Below are 17,861 nucleotides of genomic sequence, written 5' to 3'. Positions count from 1 at the left end.
TGGGCGTGGGTGTGACCCAGGGACCTGCGCATCCAAGCGGATCATGCCCTGACGCCTGCTTGCTCATTTTCTGGCAGTTCTGCAGTCCACAGGGAGGCCCTGTTCATGACAGCTTCGCCGATTTCGAATCCGTCTAATTCCGTGCCGTATATCGAGATCGATGCTGTATCGAAATCCTACGATGGGGGGCGGAGTGTTGCTGTTTCCAACGTATCGCTCGACGTACAGCAGGGGTCACTGGTCGCGCTCGTGGGCGGCTCGGGATCCGGCAAGACCACGCTGCTGAAGACCATCAATCGACTGGTCGATCCTGACGTTGGAGAAGTCAGGATCGACGGAGTGCCTGTAAGCAAAGCCGAACCACCGATGCTGCGGCGGAGCATCGGCTATGTCTTTCAGGGGATCGGTTTGTTTCCACACATGCGAGTTGCCGACAACATTGCCGTGACACTCAAATTGCGTGGCTGGCAGGCGAACGAGATCGAATCGCGGGTGGCCGAGATGCTGGATATGGTGGACTTGCCGCAGGATTACGCCAGCCGCTTTCCGCACATGCTGTCCGGAGGTCAGCGCCAACGGGTTGGCGTCGCGCGTGCAATCGCCGCCCGACCGCGCATTGTTCTGATGGACGAGCCGCTGGGTGCGCTCGATCCTGTCACCCGCGACAGCCTGGGTTCTTCCTACCGCGAGCTGCACGACCGGTTCGGCATGACGACCCTGATGGTCACCCATGACATCCAGGAAGCTGCGCTGATGGCTGATCGAATCGTCGTCATGAAGAACGGCCGCGTACTCGCCGACGATACGCCGCATACTCTGATAATGGGCTCTGGTTCTGACGATCCGGACGTGACCGCCTTGATGGAAGTGCCGCGACGTCAAGCGGAGCGCATCGCCGCGCTTGCGACCAAGAACGGACCTGCTCGTGCCTGATGCCGGCGCAGAGCTGCTTTCCAGTGCCCGATTAGACGCGTTGTTCGACGCCTGGCGCCTGCTTCCCACCTATCTCACACCACATATTGTACTTTGCGCCACGGCGCTGGCGCTTGGACTGCTCGTCAGCCTGCCGCTGGCTGCCCTCGCAGCGGAACGACCATGGCTACGCAGGCTGGTGCTTGCCATCGCCAGCTTGATCCAGACCATACCGGGACTTGCGTTGCTCGCACTGTTCTATCCATTGCTCCTTGCGCTCTCGACATTGACGGCACGGCTCTTCGGCTTCGGCATCCCCGCACTGGGATTCCTGCCGACGCTGATCGCATTGACGCTCTATGCGATGCTTCCGATCTTGCGCAACAGTGTGGTTGGTTTGAATGGCGTCAGTCCAGCTATCGTCGAAGCGGCAGAAGGCGTTGGTATGACGCCTCAGCAGATTCTGACGCGCGTCAAGGCGCCGCTCGCCACGCCCGTCATCATGGCCGGGGTGCGGACTGCAGCCGTATGGACGATTGGAGCAGCCACGCTTTCCACGCCCGTCGGCCAAACCAGCCTTGGCAATTACATTTTTACGGGGTTGCAAACCGAGAACTGGGTTTCCGTGCTGTTCGGCTGCATCGCCGCGGCCGGGCTTGCTCTGATCACCGACTTCTGTCTCGGTCTTGTGGAGACAGGGGCGTCTGAACGCAGCAGGAAGCGTGTGTTGTTCGGCATCGCCGGGCTTGCTCTCGGCACGCTCGCCGGTTTCGCGCCGCTGCTCTCGAACGAAGCAGAAACCTATGTCATCGGCGCGAAGAGCTTCTCCGAACAGTTCATTCTGGCGGACCTGATGGGTGACCGGCTGAAGGCTGAAGGAGTCGGCGTAACGCGCAAGGATGGGCTCGGTTCGGCTATCGCCTTTCGCGCGCTGGCTCACAATGACATTGATGCTTACGTCGATTACTCCGGCACGCTCTGGCGCAACGTTATCGGTCGCACTGACATGCCACCGCGCGAGGAGATGCAGGCGGAGATCGTCCGCTGGATGAAAGCGGAGCAGGGCGTCACGGTACTCGGTGCGCTTGGTTTCGAAAATGCCTACGTTCTCGCGATGAAACGGGAGAAAGCGCAGGAACTAAATGTCACCTCGATTGCCGATCTTGCTCGTGTTGCACCTCAACTTACCATCGGCGATGACCTTGAGTTTTTGGGCCGACCGGAATGGCGCTCGCTCAGGAATGCCTATGGTCTGTCGTTCAGAACGCGACGCTCGTACAATCCAACGATCATGTACCAGGCTCTCGAGGCCGGCGAGGCCGATGTCATCTCCGCGTTCTCCAGCGACGGGCGTATCGCGGCGCTTGATCTGCTCGTGCTGGCTGACCCGAAGCATGCGATACCTTCCTATGATGCGCTGATCCTCACCGCGCCAAAGCGCGCCGCCGATGCGCGGCTGAAGCGAGCACTTGTTCCGCTTGTCGGCTCGGTGCCCGTTGAGGCGATGCGCGCCGCTAACCTCATGGTCGACGGTGATACGGACAAGGCTTCTCCGGCAGAGGCGGCGCGAGCCCTGGCAAAGGCCGTGCATTTGCAGTCGCGATAAATACGAGAACACGATCAGGGGCGTTCTCGTTCGAGGTTCGACCATCGCCGATGAGTCGTGCTCAAGGTCCCGGACGAAATTGCGCGTCACGCAATGAACGATCACTTCGGCAGCGTGATTCATAATGAAGCCACGAATCGTTGTCACGAATGTGCAACCGTATTTGGGGATGACAATGCGGGCAAAAAGAGTGGAAAGGGCGGTTGGTTCCAACCAATCGCTACTCGAGCTGCTCCAGGCAGAACTTGCAGCCTTCAATTCGCAAATCGAAGCGGTTGAAAAGACGCGGGCAGAAACGCAATCGATCGATGAGTTGAGAGAGTGTGCGATCCGCGCGTGTCGACGGATTGACGAGATTCGTTCCATCGTTGCTGCCGAACAGTCGAACGACGCGCCCAACAGCGCAACTCGTGAATCTCCGTCTACGGTTGCTCGTTGAAGCATGTTCGAGACGCTGTTTTAAGTATCGCCGGCCGCGTGGTCCGTCTCTCGGATTCCTGAGCGGTAGACGCGATCAAGGCGTTCGCCAAACGGGGGCGGCGATGCTCCGTTCGCTCGTCTGCGGCGGTCGTCCTGAAGGCGAGGACGAATCTCGACTTGCGTCATGCGCTTGGGCACCAGCCCTAACCAAAATCGTCCCTTAGATCCCGACAGCCGCGCGTGTCGCCATCAGCCAACTTCCGGGTGTAGCGCGATCAGCAAGATCGCCACCGCGACCACTGCGAGCCAGCATTCAGCGGCGATGATGGCCCATTCGGTGCCTGTTCGATTTTTCATTGGCGCCACCTTTTTCGACGGCTCCGACGTGAGTCTGAGGGGCTTCAACGTCGAAGCTGTCTTGGCCAGTGCTTCGGCCTATCCGAGTTTGATGCGCTGTGGGGCTCGGCTGATCGAATGACGATCAGATCACACTCGGCCTTGGATGGAAGTGCACTTTGTGCCAACGCAACTGGTTCCGCTGTCCTGCTTGTATCATGGTTCATGCACAACGCAGGTCGTCCTATCGTGAGGCACCCAACTGTGTTGCCGCGAGTGCATTCCAGGCCAGCCCGAAGCTCAGTCCGATGGACGACACTTGATCCGCGTTAAGCGCAAGCCTGATTTCCCATCCGCGTCCATGCTGGCGTGAAATCAAAACCTCGGACGACCCAAATCCGCGCACGTCGCGTTTCCATTCGCGCAGCATTAGAATCAATTCCTTCTCTTCCGCGCTCACTTCTATTCTCGACATCGCCATCACCGCGCATCAAGCCACCCCAACCGGCAAAGCTATTGAGCGCCGCAACGCCGCGTCAACACGCGCGCGTGCATATCCGACAATGGCACTTCATGGCTGTCGCCCATCTCGCAAGCTCCGCTGACACAAGCGACGGCCCCGACGTGCTGTCTGAGGGCCGCGCCGGAGCCGTCTTTGCCAGTATTTTCGGATTGGCCGAGCCGATGCGCCTGCTCGGTCGATCCGATGTACGCAATGAGATCACAACCGCCTCGTGATGGGATGTGCAGTCCGTGCCAACAGCACAGGTTCCATGGTCACGATTGCATCATAATCAATCAACAACCAAAACACCCACGTGTGTTGCTGTTCCATCGAATGCGTTTCACTTTGCATTCTCCTCGGCGGTGGTGGGCGACTCATGATCCAGCACTGGACTCGCAAAGTGTGTCGGCTAGCACTCGCCGGGGAACGGAGGCCATGATGAAACGCTGCGACCGCAAGCGCTCCGACATGACGCCGTGCGTGATTACCGACGGCGCGGATGCCTATAGCTTCGAGAGCGATCAGGACACTCAGCCGATCTGCGTTGGCTGCGGTCGCAGTCCGCAAGTTACAGGCGTGGCGCCACCCGCCGATTGGGCTGAGCAGGTTGCCGACTATCTGAAGGCCGTGCAGATCAGGCATCGGCGCTGAAGCTTCGCAGCGCGCGGCGCCCACGCGGCAAATCCGACCGGCCTGTCCAAATAACCAGCCCCGGCCGAACCGCTCGCAACGGGCCTCCTGTTCGCAATCCATCAGCCCGATGAGCGTTAGCTGCCATCGTCCCTTGGAGGTCAGTTCCATGACGCATTGAGCGTCGTGCGTCATGTCGTCACGGATCAGCCCGTCAACGTGCGTCAATCGACCGCGCTAGAGGCTTCCAATCCGGGAGAAACCACCGTTTCAACGAAAAAGCTCCGGGCCTTTGTTTGGCCCGGAGCTCTCATGTCGCTTGGAGTTAAGCGAGCGATCAGTACCTGGCGACGGCCGGGCCGCCCAGGTTGAACCTGTAGTTCAAGCCCGCCTTGATGGTGTGCTGGTCGTTGCGGAAGCTGCCGATAAAGCCGAGAGAATCGGACACGTTGACGGTGCCGAAGTCATAGTACTGATATTCGAGCTTGCCCGACCAGTTCTGGGTAAACATGTATTCGAGACCGGCACCGACGGTGTAGCCGTCACGGCCGCCGTCGCCGCCGAAGCCGTTCGAGAAGCGCGTGTCAGCCCAGGCATAGCCGCCCTTGACGTAAAGCAGCGCCGGACCCCAAGTGTAGCCGAGGCGGCCGGTTACCGAACCGAGGCCACGATTAGCGAAGCTCGAACTGGTATCCAGAAAACTATAGTTGGCTTCAAGACCCAGCACCCAGCTCGGCGCGAACTGGTAATCATAGCCAGCCTGCACGCCGCCCATGAACACACCGTCGTTGCCACCGCCGAAGCCGGGGGCGAGGACGTTGTCGTTGCCACCGAACGCACCACCGACGTGACCACCGATGTAGAACCCGGTCCAGTTGTAGATCGGGGTCGGAGCAACATAGGGCGGAGCCTTGGTGTAGGGCTGCGGCGCGAGATCAGCCGCGGAAGCGGGCGCGACCGCGCCGAGCGCGATCATGCTGGCGGTGACAAGCAGAATTTTCTTCATCTTTTTCATTCCAACTTTCTTGTACTAGCCCAGCCCCAAGTTCTTCGCCTATCAGACACGTGCGGAATTGCTGTAACTTGGCTGCAACAGGCGGCGCCAAACGGGGGCTGCTAACGACAAAGGCGAGGGACGCTTGGCGTTAGGCGAGCTTGGAACTTTCGTGACGCGGATTATGCATTGCAGATCACGTCCCGGCGCAACGCGTCGGTGGATAGATGACTGTCTTCGCATGGAACTAGGGCGAGCTCGAAGACGACCGAGAGCGAAGCGCGGGCCCGCAGCGCTTGTCGAGCCAAAAGGAAGAGTCACTATCGGGCTTCTGTCCCGTAGCGGAACGAAGTGGGAGGCCCCGACGCATACCAGCCCCGCGCCGCGGTCCGTTTGCGTGCGCGCAACACCCCGCCCGATATCTCTGACAGATTGATCCAGCGATAATGCAGGGCAGCGTCCCGATGATGGGAGTCCTGAACCAGGCTGTGTCAATCACCGGAGAGGATGTCGCAGCAGACTCGTCCAATGAGCCACGAAATAAGGCCAAGGGCTGCGATCACGACTCCAACTATTGGGGCAAACGCCACGTAATGGCGATAGGTCGTCGATTGGGGCGCTACGTAAGCCTTCTCGTTCGCTGGACGGTGCCGTTCTCGTGAAAACGGCGTGCTGTGCGTTCGGCCGGAGTAAAGTGCCCGTAATGCGGTCACATTCTCTGCGCTTGCAACGCGAACTCGGCTTCGTCGCTCGCGCTGAACTAGGAGCGCTTTTCGAGTCGCGGCCGCGGCCCTTCGGTGATGCGGAACCGGGACAGCACGTCGGTGCGAATGGCGCCGCGGAGGATCTTGCCGATTCCGTTGCGCGGCAATTCGTCGAGGGCAATCAGCAGGCGCGGACGCTTGTAGTCGGTCATGTTCGGCACCACGCGATTGATGCGCTCCTCCCAGCCTGGTGCGGGATTTTCCACCGCTGCAAGAATGACCTCGCCCCAATAGTCCGAGGGAATGCCGACCACCGCGACTTCCGATGGCTGCAGCGCCGGCGCAAGCAACCGTTCGACCTCTTCCGGCGCTACTTTGTAGCCGCCCGACTTGATGACGTCGGCGCTACGGCCGGTGAGGTGCAGCCGGCCGCGTGCATCGAGATAGCCGAGATCGCCGGTTTCGTGGAATTCATTCGGTGCCAATCGGACGAAACCCTCGGCGGTGCGGTATCCGGCCATCAGATGTTGCGCGCGCATCAGGACTTCGCCGCCATCGCCCATGGCGGCCGGCCGGCCGTCCTCGCCGCGGATGACGATTTCAACACCGGGAGCGGGCCAGCCGACGCAGGCGTCCTCGCCTCCGGATGCATACCAGGACTCGGTCTCCTCGGCTTCAAGCACTGTGATCGGATTGAATACCTCGCTCTTGCCATAGGTCACCCGCACCACGGGGCCGAACATCTCCTTGACGCGCGCGTAGAGCGTGGGCTTCAGCACGGCCGTGCCGCAGAAGATCGTGCGCAGCGACGAGAACTGGCGCGTGCCCGCGGCAGCCACGATCTTTGCCAGCACGGTCGGCGGCGCAAACATCGCATCGCATGCGCCGCGTGCAAGGATATCAAGTACGCGCGGCGGGTCGACGCCGTCGAGCAGTGTCACGGCCGCACCCGACGACAGATAGGCATGCGTCATCAACGCGGAGCCGTGCGAGAATGGCGTCATCAGCAGGACGTTGCTGCCGGCACCCGGGCGGAACGGCAGGTTCGCCCGCAGCAATATGTTGGCCGTCCAGCGGCCGATCTGGCTGTGAACCGCGCCTTTCGGGCGTCCGGTGGTACCAGAGGTAAAGACGATACGCGCCGGCGCGTCGCCGTCGACCTGCGGAAAGGCGGCCGGATCCAACGCGGTCCGTTCGATGCTTTCGACCTCGATGATGATCGGACCGCCGGCGGCCTTTTCGGTCGCGAGGGCCGCGCCAGTGATCAACAGACGAACGTTGGAGACCGCGAGGCAGTAAGCGCGTTCGTCGCTGCTCAGCGCAGGATTGATCGGGACTTCGACGGCGCCCGCCAGCATGACGCCGAAAGTGGCCGCAACGGCGTCGGCGCTGTTGCGGAACAATGTAGCCACGGCATCTGTCGGCTCGATCCCGGCCTGCATCAGGGCATTCGCAACGCCGGCGGCTTTGGCGAACAACTCCGCATAGGACGTCGTGCCGGCGGCGTCGACGACAGCCGGCCTGTTGCCGTAGCGGAGCGCGAGCGTGGAGAATTCGCCGGCCCAATGGATTGATTTCGATGACATGCTCGAGTTCTCCGTCGAGGCGATCCGCGCTGCTAGCCCGCGCCATAGACCAGATTGGGCAGCCAGAGCGAAAGCTGTGGGACATAGGTGATGATTGCAAGGCACAGCAGCAGCAGGCCGAGGAACGGCAGAACGCCGCGCACCACTTCGGTGACCGGCGCCGTCGAAATCGTGGCCAGCACGTAGAGGTTCAGTCCGACCGGGGGATGAACCAGCGCGATCTCCATGTTGTGGGTAAAGACGATCGCGAAATGGACGGGATCGATTCCGAGCGGTTTCAGCGCAGGCGCAAGGATCGGCATTACCACCAGCAGCGTGGCGGCGACCTCGAGAAAGCATCCGAGCACGAGCAGCAGCACGTTGATCGCGAGCAGGAATTGCCAGGGATGAAGCTGGTTGTCGAGCGTGAACTTCACCAGCGAGGCCGGGATGCCCGAGTCCGTCATCCAGTGGCCGAATGCCAAAGCGGTCGCGACGATGATCATGATCGTCGCGGCGCTCTTGATTGCCTCGGCGATCACCTCGAGCGTCTGGCTGACCTTAAAGCCGCGATAGAAGAACAGGCTGACGAGAAGAGCCACCGTGGCCGAGACCGCGGCTGCTTCGGTGACGGTCATCAGGCCGCCGTAGATTCCGACCATCACGATGAAAGGTACGCACAGCGCGGGCATGGCATTGAGACTCATCCGCACCAGTTCGGCGCGAGGCACGGACGGTTCGCGCGGCAGCTCGTATTTGTGCGAGTAGTAGAACACCCAGCCGAAGAACATCGCTGCCTGCAGCAGCCCGGGCATGATGCCCGCCAGGAACAGGCGCGGTACCGATTGCTCCGCGATCAGTCCGTAAAGAATCAGCGACAGGCTGGGAGGAATCACGATGCCGATCGTGCCGGAAGCGCCGACCACGCCAAGCGCAAAATGACGCGGATAGCCGCGCTCGATCATCGCCGGCACCAGAATGGTGCCCATGGCGAGCGCGGTCGCAACCGAGGAGCCGCAGATCGCGGCAAACAGGGTGCATGACACCACCGTCACGAGACCGAGTGCGCCCCGCAATCGTCCGAACCAGGCGATCGCGACATCGACCAGCGCTTTGGCGACGCCGCCGCGCCGCATGAATGCGGCGGCCATCACGAACAGGGGCAAGGCCATCAGTGTGCTGGAATTCATTTCATCGGCGATCTTCTGCGCGATCGCCACCAGAGGCTGGTCGCTGAAGCCGAACAGGACCGCCGCGCAGAGACCCAACACCAGAAAGATCGGCATTCCCGCGCAGAGCAGCCCGAAGAACATCAGCAGGAAAAGCATCGTCCACATCGTGTCGGTCTCGTTGTTGCTGGACCTGAAGCGTCCCGATGCGGGACCACGACGGTCAGTTTGCCGATGGCAGATCGGTCATCAAGACGGCTGACGTCGTCGATCGCTCAGTGATCGTGAACGGCGATGACCATGGTGGCGGGATCGAAGCGGAATACGAGCAAATAAAGCTTGATGACGTAGCGCAACAGCATCAGCACGGCGCCGGTCAGGATGGCCGAGTAGTAGATCCACATCGGGAATTCGAGGCCCGTGATGCTGCGCTCGTCGAGGCTGCGGGCGACATCCGCAACCTGGAAGCCGCAATAGGCCAGGCCGCCACAAAACAAGATCGCGACACAGCAGTTGAATGCCTCGACCCATCTTTGCCCTTGCGGCGGCAACAGTCGCAGCACGACGTCGGGCCTGACATGCCCATCGGTCCGGACCAACTGGCTCGACGCCAGAAACACCGCCCAGACCGTCAGATAGACCACTACCTCCTCGCCATTGATGAAGGCGAAGTTCTTGTTCACGTAGCGACCGATGACCTGAGCGGTCCCGACCGTCAGCGCGGCGGCACCAAGAACTCCTATCAACAGGAGTTCAAGCCTGTTCCAGATCTTCATCATGGGTGGCAATCAATGGCCGACGGTCGTTACATCCGCCTGCACCTGCAGCAGCAAGGCGGGCGAAATCCGCAACTCCTTCGCGATGCCGTCCTGCAAAGGCAGCATCTTGGCGCGGACCGCAGCGAGCGCGCTCTCGGACGGCGAAACGAACACGATGCCGTTCTTTTCCAGCGTGTGGCGCGCCTCGGTCTGAGCTTCTTCCATACTCTTGCGGTAGGCCTGGATGTTCTCCTGCCAGAGGTCGACGACCAGCTTCTGGAGATCCGGCGGCAGCTTCTTGTAGAAGCTCTCGCTGATCATCGGCACGTAGAACCCGACGAATTCGCGATCCGCAAATCCATATTTCACGCCGGATTCCCAGAGCTTTGCGCTGGCAAGGCTTTCATCGGTCGAGCTCAGCCCGTCGAACGTGCCTTGCGAGAGCGCCAGCGGAACGTCCGGCCAGGCTGTGACGTTCGGTATTGCATTGAAGAACTTGGCTCGCGCCGATTGTCCGGCACCGCCGGAGTTGCGGATCTTCATGCCGGCCTGATCGGCGAAGTCGCGGATCGCCTTGTTGGTGCTGTAGGTGTTTTGATATCCGAGCTGCAGCCAGGGGCCGAGCAATTTGACATCGAGCTTGCTCTCGAATTGCTTGTTGATGATCTCGCCGATCTTGCCGTCGGCAGCAGCATAGACCACCGGGTAGGGCTGCCCGAAAAATGCCGGCAGCTGGAAGACGTCTGCATCGGGGACGAAGCCGGTCAGCACCCAGGTGCCGGGGATCGCCATCTCGACGGCGCCCTGACGCAGCGCCTTCACCACGTCGCGGTCGCGAAACAACTGGCCGCTGTGGAACAGCTCGGTCGTGATCCGGCCGCCGGATTTTTCCTGCAGCTTCTTCAGGTAGTCGGCGGCAGACAATGTCCGTCCGTGTGTCGCCGACGTGTCCACCGAAGCCCGCAGCTTGAACTGAGGTTCGGCTGCTAGCGCTCCCTGGCTGCACTGAATCGCAAGCACGGCAAGCACGGCCGTCACGGCGCCCCGCATTATCGAGTTTCTCCCCTTGGCCGTCGTCTTCTGTCCGCGACGGGTCACGGAAGCTAACGGGCAGGCTAGGTTGATTCGAGTGGAACGTTTCATTGTATAGGTGTGCCAGTAGCGGTGCGTCATTTGGAGTTCTGATGGATCGCTTGATCGACATCATAAATTACTGTTATTATTCATATTTATTACATGTCGAGAACGGTGGCTCATCTCAACCATAGCTGATCTGCCCTATTTTTCATGAAACGTTTCATTGACAGGGCGACCTCCGCGCGCCTAGCATCCCGGCGCCGAGCGATACGCGCGGCCCCGGAGCGGAACGCTTCGGGTTTCCACGCAACAAGTGGACGGCGCATGAGCCGCAACAAATTACGGGGGGAGTGATGAGCACTACGCGGAGAAATCTGCTGTTGTCCGGCATCGCCATCGGCGCTGCGCTGGCCAGTTCGAATGTTTCGGTGATGGCGGCGGGACAGGAATTGACGCTCGGCGTCGTCGGCGTTCTGTCGGGTCCCGCTGCGCAATGGGGCCTCGCGCTGCGCGGCGCGGTCGAGCTCGTCGCTGCCGAGGCCAACCGGGACGGCCTGATCAAGGTCGACGGGACGCCATGCAAGGTCAACGTCGTTGCCATCGACAGCAAATACACGGCCGAAGGCGCCGCCGCTGCAGCCAACACGTTGGCAGGGCAGGGCGTTAAATTCATCATCGGCCCGATCGGCTCGCCCGAGCTCACCGGCGTGAAGCCGATCGCCAAGCGCAATTCGATGCTGGTGATGGGCAACGGCTACGCCAAGGATGCGCTGTCGCCGCAGTTGCCACTGGTGTTCCACATGGGGCCGGGTCCTTCGGGCTGGGCCGAGCCGATCATCAAGATCGCCAAGCAGAAGTTCGGCATGAAGAGCGTGGTGCTGGTCGCGCCGAACGACCAGGGTGGCACGGATATCGCGAGCGTCGACGCCGACGCATACAAGAGAACCGGCATCACCGCTTCCGAAGAATATTATCAGCGTGGCACCACCAATTTCGCGCCGATCGTGACCCGGATCATGAACGCGAAGCCCGACGCCGTCGATCTCGCTTCATCGCCCCCTGGCGACGCCGGCATCATCGTGAAGCAATTGCGTCAGGCTGGCTTTGAGGGACCGATCGGACGTCTCGGCGGTCCGGGATACACCGAAATCTCCCGCGTCGCCGGTGGCGACGAGGTGCTGAAGGACTTCTATTGGTACGAGCCGGTTCTCATCGACGAGAAAGTGCAAATGATCGCCGACGAGTACAAGAAGCTGCTCGGTGCCGAGCGGCCGGAAAACAATCTGTTCTTTCAGTGGGTCTCCGCCGCCCGCATGGTAACCAAAGCCATCGCCAAGGCCGGTACCATCTCGGACACGGCCAAGGTTGCCGAGGCCCTGCGATCGTTGCCGGTTGAGGATCCCAATATCGGTCCCGGTCACTGGATCGGGCAGGATTTCTTCGGCATCAACCAGGAACTGTCGTTCCCGTTCGGTGTCGGACTCGTGGAAAAAGGCAAGCTGCAACCGACCATCAGGGTCGAAGCGGCCGGCGGCAAGTAGCGGGTACTCCGTGCAAGGTTTTGTCGCCGCCTGCCTCATCGGCATCAGCCTGGGTGCGCAGTACGCGCTGCTCGCCCTCGGCTTCACCCTGATCTTCGGCATTCTGGGAGTCGTCAACTTCGCGCATGGCGGCTTCTACGTTCTCGGAGGATATCTCGCCTATTCGGCGGTGACCTATCTTGGCATGCCCTACGCGCTGGCGGTGATCTGCGCGGCGCTGGGCACCACGCTGCTCGGATTCCTGTTCGAACGCTTCGTGCTGGATCGCGTGATCGACGATCATCTGGCGACGCTGATGCTGACGCTCGGCCTCTATTTGATGATGTCGAGCGGCATATTGGTGGTGTTCGGACCGCAATCTCCGGCCTTCGCCTTTCCATTGACCGGTGTCATTCACGGCCATGGCTTCTTTGTGCCGATCGAGAATCTCGTGGTGCTGGGCGTCTGCATCGTCGGGATCCTGTCGATCTACGGCCTGATCTATTACACCGATTTCGGCCGCGCGCTGCGAGCGCTAGCCGATGACCGCGCGGTGGCGACAGCGCAGGGACTGCGTCCCGCGATTCTGTTCCCGGCTGCCTTCGCCCTGGCGACGGGGCTCGCCGGCCTCACCGGCGCGCTGGTCACACCGATCCTGTCGCTCGCGCCGCATATCGGCGATCCTGTGCTGGCGACGTCCTTCCTGATCGTCATTCTCGGCGGTCTCGGTAGCGTCGGTGGTGCGACAGTCGCGGCTTTCATCGTCGGCATGGCGGAGGCGTTCTCTGCGGTCTATCTCGGTGGCTCGAAGGGCGCACTCGCGCTGTTCGTGCTCGTCCTGGTCATGCTGGTCGTCAAGCCATCGGGTCTTTTCGGTCACCGGGTTCGGGGAGCTTGAGCACATGACAGCCCGCACCCTTTCCAAGCGCGGCGACCTGGCCGAGGCAGCAAGCGTCGTAGTCATCGCGGCCGCTTTCGTAGTTCCCTGGCTCAGCCAGAACCCGATGGTCTATTCGCTGGCCAACCAGATGCTGATCGCGATTACGGCCGCGTTCAGCGTCTACATCATGCTGCGCATGAATCTGATGACCTTCGCGGTGCCGACCTTCATGGCGATCGGCGGTTACACCGTCGCGATCCTGGGGCTTCGTCACGGCGTGACCGATGTGCTGCTGCTGGGGCTTGCGAGCTTCGTGGTGCCGGCGCTGTTTGCGCTGCCGCTCGGCGCGCTGGTGCTCCGTCTGACCGGCGTCTATTTCGTGCTGGTCACGTTCGTCCTCACCGAGATCACGCAACTGTTGCTGTTTGAAACGCCGGGGTGGACCGGCGGGTCCAATGGACTGGTCGGCATGCCGGCCGTGACGCTGTTCGGGCTGGAGCTCGCCGACAACCGCGCGGTGCTGCAGGTCACGATCGGGCTGGCGCTCGCCGGCGCTATCGTCACCGCTGCGGTGACCCGCACGCTGCGCCAGCATTTCGCGGCGATCGAGGAGAACGAACTGCTCGCCCAGAGTCTTGGTCTCGTCGTCTGGCACTACAAGGCGTTCGGCTTCGCCATCGCCGCGGGCGTATCCGGGCTCGCCGGCTTCGCCCTCGTCAACATGCTGCTCACGGCCCATCCGACCTCGTTCAGCGCGCTGTCATCGGTCAACTACATTGCCTATGCGATCATCGGTGGGAAAGAGCAGCATGCTTGGCCCGGTTGTCGGTGGCGCCCTGCTGATCTGGGCGGGAGACGTCTTCGCATTGCGCGGGGAGTATTCCCAGTTCCTGTTCGGCTTCCTGATCGTGGTGGTGGTGCTGGTCGCGCGCGAGGGCGTCGTCGGGACGATCCATCGCCTCGGCGTCCGCGTGTTTTCGCCACCGTCGCCGTCGCGGTCTTCCACCGTCGCCTCGTCGCCGACGCTGAGTGTGCCCAATGCGATGGAGCCCCTGCAATGACGGCTGAACGCACCGGACGGACCGACGGCGGCGCGCTGCTCGAGGTCGCAGCCATCTCCAAGCGTTTCGGCGGGCTGCATGTCTTCGACAATGTCAGCTTCGCCATCCCGCCAGGCGACGTCCTTGGCGTCATAGGGCCGAACGGCGCCGGCAAGACCACGCTCATCAACGTCATTTGCGGCATGCTGCCGCCGACCATCGGCCGGGTGCGGCTCGACGGCAAGGATATGACCGGCAAGCCGCTGCATGCCGTCAGTCGCATGGGAATTATCCGCAGCTTCCAACAGACCAACACCTTCCGTACGGCATCGGTCCGCGAGAACATTTCGAGGGCCCTTCGCTTCAGCGGCAGTGGGCCCGGATGGGACAGCGTCGCGCCGCTGATCGACGAGTTCGAGCTCGAACCGCAGCTCGACGAGCAGAGCGACAAGCTGCCGTACGGGCTCCAGAAGATGCTGGGCCTTATTCTGGCTTGCGCCGCCCGGCCGAAAGTCCTCCTGCTCGACGAGCCGGCGGCCGGTCTCGAGCGGCGGGAGCGCCTGCGGGTCGATGCTTTCGTGCGCCACGTGAGGACGGAGCTCGGTTGCGGGGTCCTGATCGTCGAGCATGACATGGATCTCGTGCGCCGCCTCTGTCCAAGAATACTGGTGCTCGATTCCGGTCGTGTCCTGGCCGAGGGCGCTCCGGCCGACGTCCTGGCACGCAAGGATGTCATTGACGCCTATCTCGGGACAGTGGACGAGGAGGCGGCCTGATGCTGGCGGTGAAAGACCTCGAAGTCCGCTACGGCGGCATCACGGCAATCAGCGGCGTCTCGATCGACGTCGCCGAGGGCGAGACGGTGCTGCTGATCGGCGCCAATGGTGCCGGCAAGTCGAGCCTGATCAACGCCATCATCGGTCTGGTCCAGGCCTCGCATGGCAGCGTGCGCTTCGCGGGCCGTGATCTCAGTGCCGTATCCTGCGATGGACGCGCGCGGGCCGGAATTGGGTATTCGCCCGAAGGGCGCCGCGTGTTCCCGACCATGTCGGTCGCTGACAACGTCCTGAGCGGCGCCTGCTGGCACGGCGGAGCGAGCCAGCGCCAAGCCTGGGCCTGGCTTTGTGGCATCTTTCCGATCCTGAAGGAGCGCGCCAGCCAGCCGGCCGGACAATTGTCGGGGGGACAACAGCAGATCGTCGCCTTGGCGCGCGCCATGAGTTCGTTTCCCAAGCTGCTGCTGCTGGATGAACCCTTCCTCGGGCTCGCGCCGGTGTGGATCGCGCAGATCAGCGAGGCGATCCGTCATATGCAACAGCGCGGCACGACCATTCTCATGACCGAGCAGATGGCGCGTCCGGCGCTCAAGCTTGCCACACGCGGCTACGTGATGCGCGGTGGCGAGGTCAGGCGGAGCGGCACCGTCGCCGAAATTCGCGACGTTGCGCTTGCCGAGGAGTATTTGTGATGTCCGCTACTTTGAACGCCACTGCGCTGCTCGGGACCTTCGCCGCAACGACGTCGGCGAGCGAACTGTCCCCGGATGTCGCCACGAAGGCAGCCATTTGCCTGCTGGACTCGCTGGGGCTCGCGCTCGCGGCGCGACACGAGCCGACGGCCGCGGCCGCGCGCGCGATGTCCGCGGAGGTGCTGCCTGGACCGCGCACCGCGCGCATCTGGGCGAGCGGCAAACATGCCGCGCTGTCCGAGGCGGTTCTCGCCAACGGCATTGCCGTTCACGCCCATTTTCAGGACGACACCGACCACGATTCATGGACGCACCCGGGATCCCTGATTGCGCCGGTCGCGGTGTCGCTTGGTGAAACGCTGGATGCGCCGCTGCGCACCGTATTGACCGCTCTCACGGTCGGCTATTCCACGCTCAAATGGCTTGGTGCGGGTGAAGTCGTTGCCCGCGGCCTGATCGGCAGGGGCGTGCGGACCAGCCCGACCTTCGGCACGATCGGTGCTGCGGCGGCGGCCGCAGCCGCACTTGGGCTCGATCCACCGAGGTCCACCAGCGCGGTTGCAATCGCGGCCTGCACGACCGGCGGCACGCTGGAGCCGGTGCGCTGCGGCTCCGATGAATGGCGCGTACAGAACGGGCGCGCCGCCCAGGGCGGGCTGGTGGCCGCGGAGCTTGCGGCGCGCGGCGTCCAGGGGGCGCCCGATGCGCTGGAAGGACCGAAGGGATTGTTGCGCTCGCTTGCCGGCCTCGATCGCACGCCAGAACAATGGCAGCGAGGCCCCGATGTCGCGACGATGATCGGCATCATGGCAAAGCCGTTCGCAACCCTGGGCGACAACATGTCGGCGGTGCTGGCGGCGCATATGCTTCACCGCGACGGCATCGATCTGTCGCAGGTGAAGCGGATCACCGTGACGATCTGGGAGCCCTATACGCAATATCCGGGAACGTCATTCAAGGGACCGTTCACGCGGACCGTGCAGACCCAGGCCAGCACCGCCTTTGCGGTCGCCGCCATGCTGCGCTACGGCCGCCTCGACTACGAGATGGGCGTCGAGCACCGCCAGGACCGGGAGATCATGGCACTCGTCGGAAAGACGATCGTCGAGCCGGACGCGGTCGGCACCCATCTCGACGCGACCGTCGAGTTGGAGATGGAAAATGGTGCGCGTCTTCGCCGGACCGCGCGCGAGGCGCCCAAGGTTCTGGTGTTCCAGGACGAAGCCCGCGCCACCGAGGTTTTCGATAGCCGCCTGGCCGGCACCGGAATTCCGGCCGGCGAAGGCGCCAGCCTTGCGGCCGAGGTTTTCGCCTCGGCACGTAGTGGCGGATCGATGCCTGTGCGCAGGCTGCTCGACCGCCTGACCCGATCTCAAAGGGATGCGATCAAATGAAACTTGGACTTGAAGGCAAGACTGCGATCGTCACCGGCGGCAGCAAGGGCATTGGTCTCGAGACCGTACGCTTGCTGGCGGAGGAGGGTGTCAAGGTTCTGGTCTGCGCGCGCCGCGAGGACGCGCTGGCCGAATGTCGTTCTGACGTCGAGCGGAGCACCGGCGTCAAGGTCGAAACGCTGTCGCTTGATGTGACGGATCTGAAGCAGATCGAGCGGCTGCCGGCGGCCGCCCGCGACCGTCTCGGCCGCGTCGACATCCTGGTCAACAATGCCGGCACGGGCACCTACAAGCCGTTCCTCGAAGTTACCGACGAGGAACTGCAATACGGCATGGCAATCAATTTCTTCGCTCAGTTCCGTATCTGTCAGCGCATCATCCCGATCATGATCGAGCAGAACGGCGGCGGCATCGTCAACGTGTCGGGCGAAACCGGGATCATGGTGACGATGCCGCCGTTCCTGTCGTCATGCACCGGTCCGGCCAAGTCGGCCGAAATCCGCTTCTCCAAGATTCTCGCCAACGAATTCGGGCCGCACAACATTCGCGTCAACTGCGTCGTTCCCGGTTTCGTCAATACTCCGGAACGTTTTGCAAAATGGGAGCGTGAGCTCGCCAAGCGCAATCTGGGCGAAGAGGAGGCGGAAGCCGAACGCAAGCGCTGGTCGGAAAATAACTCGATGCGCAACACGCGCTGGGGCACGCCGGAGGAACTCGCCAATTTGATCGTCTTCGCGCTGTCCGACCGCGCGAGCTTCGTCAACGGCGCGGTGCTGGTTGCCGACAATGCGCAGGACAAGTCGTGAAAGCGACGCCGCTCGACATGATGAATCGATTGATGACAACAGGAACGTCGGCGGCCCTTGCGGCAGCCGGGAGGATT

At 62.3% G+C, this 17,861-nt stretch carries 16 protein-coding genes; 10 read left to right on the top strand and 6 right to left on the bottom strand.

The annotated features are described in order from the left end of the window. Positions 1 to 105 precede the first annotated feature (105 nt). From ACVMB1_RS26575 to ACVMB1_RS26565, 3 genes are all read left to right on the top strand, one after another. Positions 106 to 933, top strand: coding sequence for an ATP-binding cassette domain-containing protein (locus tag ACVMB1_RS26575; protein ID WP_076826870.1), 828 nt, complete (start codon positions 106 to 108; stop codon positions 931 to 933). 40 nt (positions 934 to 973) lie between these two features. Continuing rightward, positions 974 to 2,518: an ABC transporter permease/substrate-binding protein gene (locus ACVMB1_RS26570; RefSeq protein ID WP_076826980.1), complete on the top strand. Its 1,545-nt coding sequence runs from the start codon at positions 974 to 976 to the stop codon at positions 2,516 to 2,518. Positions 2,519 to 2,642: 124 nt separating this feature from the next. Further along, entirely contained in the window at positions 2,643 to 2,957 is a 315-nt protein-coding gene (locus ACVMB1_RS26565; RefSeq protein WP_141340814.1) for a hypothetical protein, read from the top strand. Between the two features lie 561 nt (positions 2,958 to 3,518). On the opposite strand, the gene ACVMB1_RS26560 is transcribed toward ACVMB1_RS26565, so the two are convergent. Further along, entirely contained in the window at positions 3,519 to 3,755 is a 237-nt protein-coding gene (locus tag ACVMB1_RS26560) for a hypothetical protein (protein ID WP_092081557.1), read from the bottom strand. A 459-nt stretch (positions 3,756 to 4,214) separates the two neighbouring features. On the opposite strand from ACVMB1_RS26560, the gene ACVMB1_RS26555 reads away from it, so the two are divergent. Continuing rightward, positions 4,215 to 4,430: a hypothetical protein gene (locus ACVMB1_RS26555; protein ID WP_057017370.1), complete on the top strand. Its 216-nt coding sequence runs from the start codon at positions 4,215 to 4,217 to the stop codon at positions 4,428 to 4,430. A 316-nt stretch (positions 4,431 to 4,746) separates the two neighbouring features. Here the strand turns inward: ACVMB1_RS26555 and ACVMB1_RS26550 are convergent, their stop codons facing one another. The 5 genes from ACVMB1_RS26550 to dctP form a co-directional block, all read right to left on the bottom strand. Then, entirely contained in the window at positions 4,747 to 5,415 is a 669-nt protein-coding gene (locus ACVMB1_RS26550) for an outer membrane protein (RefSeq protein ID WP_057017476.1), read from the bottom strand. Between the two features lie 748 nt (positions 5,416 to 6,163). Next, the gene (locus tag ACVMB1_RS26545; protein ID WP_076826872.1) at positions 6,164 to 7,693 is read right to left on the bottom strand and encodes a class I adenylate-forming enzyme family protein; all 1,530 of its coding nucleotides are present in this window, start codon (positions 7,691 to 7,693) and stop codon (positions 6,164 to 6,166) included. A 32-nt stretch (positions 7,694 to 7,725) separates the two neighbouring features. Further along, positions 7,726 to 9,009, bottom strand: coding sequence for a TRAP transporter large permease (locus tag ACVMB1_RS26540; RefSeq protein WP_083714973.1), 1,284 nt, complete (start codon positions 9,007 to 9,009; stop codon positions 7,726 to 7,728). Between the two features lie 107 nt (positions 9,010 to 9,116). Beyond that, on the bottom strand, positions 9,117 to 9,620 hold the full coding sequence (locus ACVMB1_RS26535) for a TRAP transporter small permease (protein WP_057017373.1): 504 nt from the start codon (positions 9,618 to 9,620) through the stop codon (positions 9,117 to 9,119). A gap of 9 nt (positions 9,621 to 9,629) precedes the next feature. After that, a complete protein-coding gene (dctP, locus tag ACVMB1_RS26530) occupies positions 9,630 to 10,523 on the bottom strand; it encodes a TRAP transporter substrate-binding protein DctP (protein WP_158074184.1) in 894 nt (297 codons plus the stop codon). A gap of 506 nt (positions 10,524 to 11,029) precedes the next feature. Between dctP and ACVMB1_RS26525 the strand changes: the two genes are divergently transcribed. The 6 genes from ACVMB1_RS26525 to ACVMB1_RS26500 are packed head-to-tail and all read left to right on the top strand — an operon-like array spanning position 11,030 to position 17,784. Next, on the top strand, positions 11,030 to 12,217 hold the full coding sequence (locus ACVMB1_RS26525; RefSeq protein WP_141340816.1) for an ABC transporter substrate-binding protein: 1,188 nt from the start codon (positions 11,030 to 11,032) through the stop codon (positions 12,215 to 12,217). 10 nt (positions 12,218 to 12,227) lie between these two features. Continuing rightward, positions 12,228 to 13,094, top strand: a complete 867-nt coding sequence (locus tag ACVMB1_RS26520; protein WP_076826878.1) for a branched-chain amino acid ABC transporter permease — start codon at positions 12,228 to 12,230, stop codon at positions 13,092 to 13,094. 4 nt (positions 13,095 to 13,098) lie between these two features. Continuing rightward, a complete protein-coding gene (locus ACVMB1_RS26515; protein ID WP_456849936.1) occupies positions 13,099 to 14,892 on the top strand; it encodes a branched-chain amino acid ABC transporter ATP-binding protein/permease in 1,794 nt (597 codons plus the stop codon). Then, positions 14,892 to 15,584: an ABC transporter ATP-binding protein gene (locus tag ACVMB1_RS26510; RefSeq protein ID WP_050387518.1), complete on the top strand. Its 693-nt coding sequence runs from the start codon at positions 14,892 to 14,894 to the stop codon at positions 15,582 to 15,584. The genes ACVMB1_RS26515 and ACVMB1_RS26510 overlap by 1 nt, the downstream gene beginning before the upstream one ends. Beyond that, complete coding sequence (locus ACVMB1_RS26505; protein WP_076826882.1) at positions 15,584 to 16,978, top strand: MmgE/PrpD family protein; 1,395 nt, start codon at positions 15,584 to 15,586, stop codon at positions 16,976 to 16,978. The genes ACVMB1_RS26510 and ACVMB1_RS26505 overlap by 1 nt, the downstream gene beginning before the upstream one ends. Then, positions 16,975 to 17,784: an SDR family NAD(P)-dependent oxidoreductase gene (locus ACVMB1_RS26500; protein ID WP_076826883.1), complete on the top strand. Its 810-nt coding sequence runs from the start codon at positions 16,975 to 16,977 to the stop codon at positions 17,782 to 17,784. The genes ACVMB1_RS26505 and ACVMB1_RS26500 overlap by 4 nt, the downstream gene beginning before the upstream one ends. The last annotated feature ends 77 nt before the right edge of the window (positions 17,785 to 17,861 follow it).

The sequence above is a fragment of the Bradyrhizobium sp. USDA 4504 genome, assembly GCF_054063995.1.
Note: the sequence above shows the minus strand (reverse complement) of the source record. Positions and strands in the feature narration are given on the sequence as shown.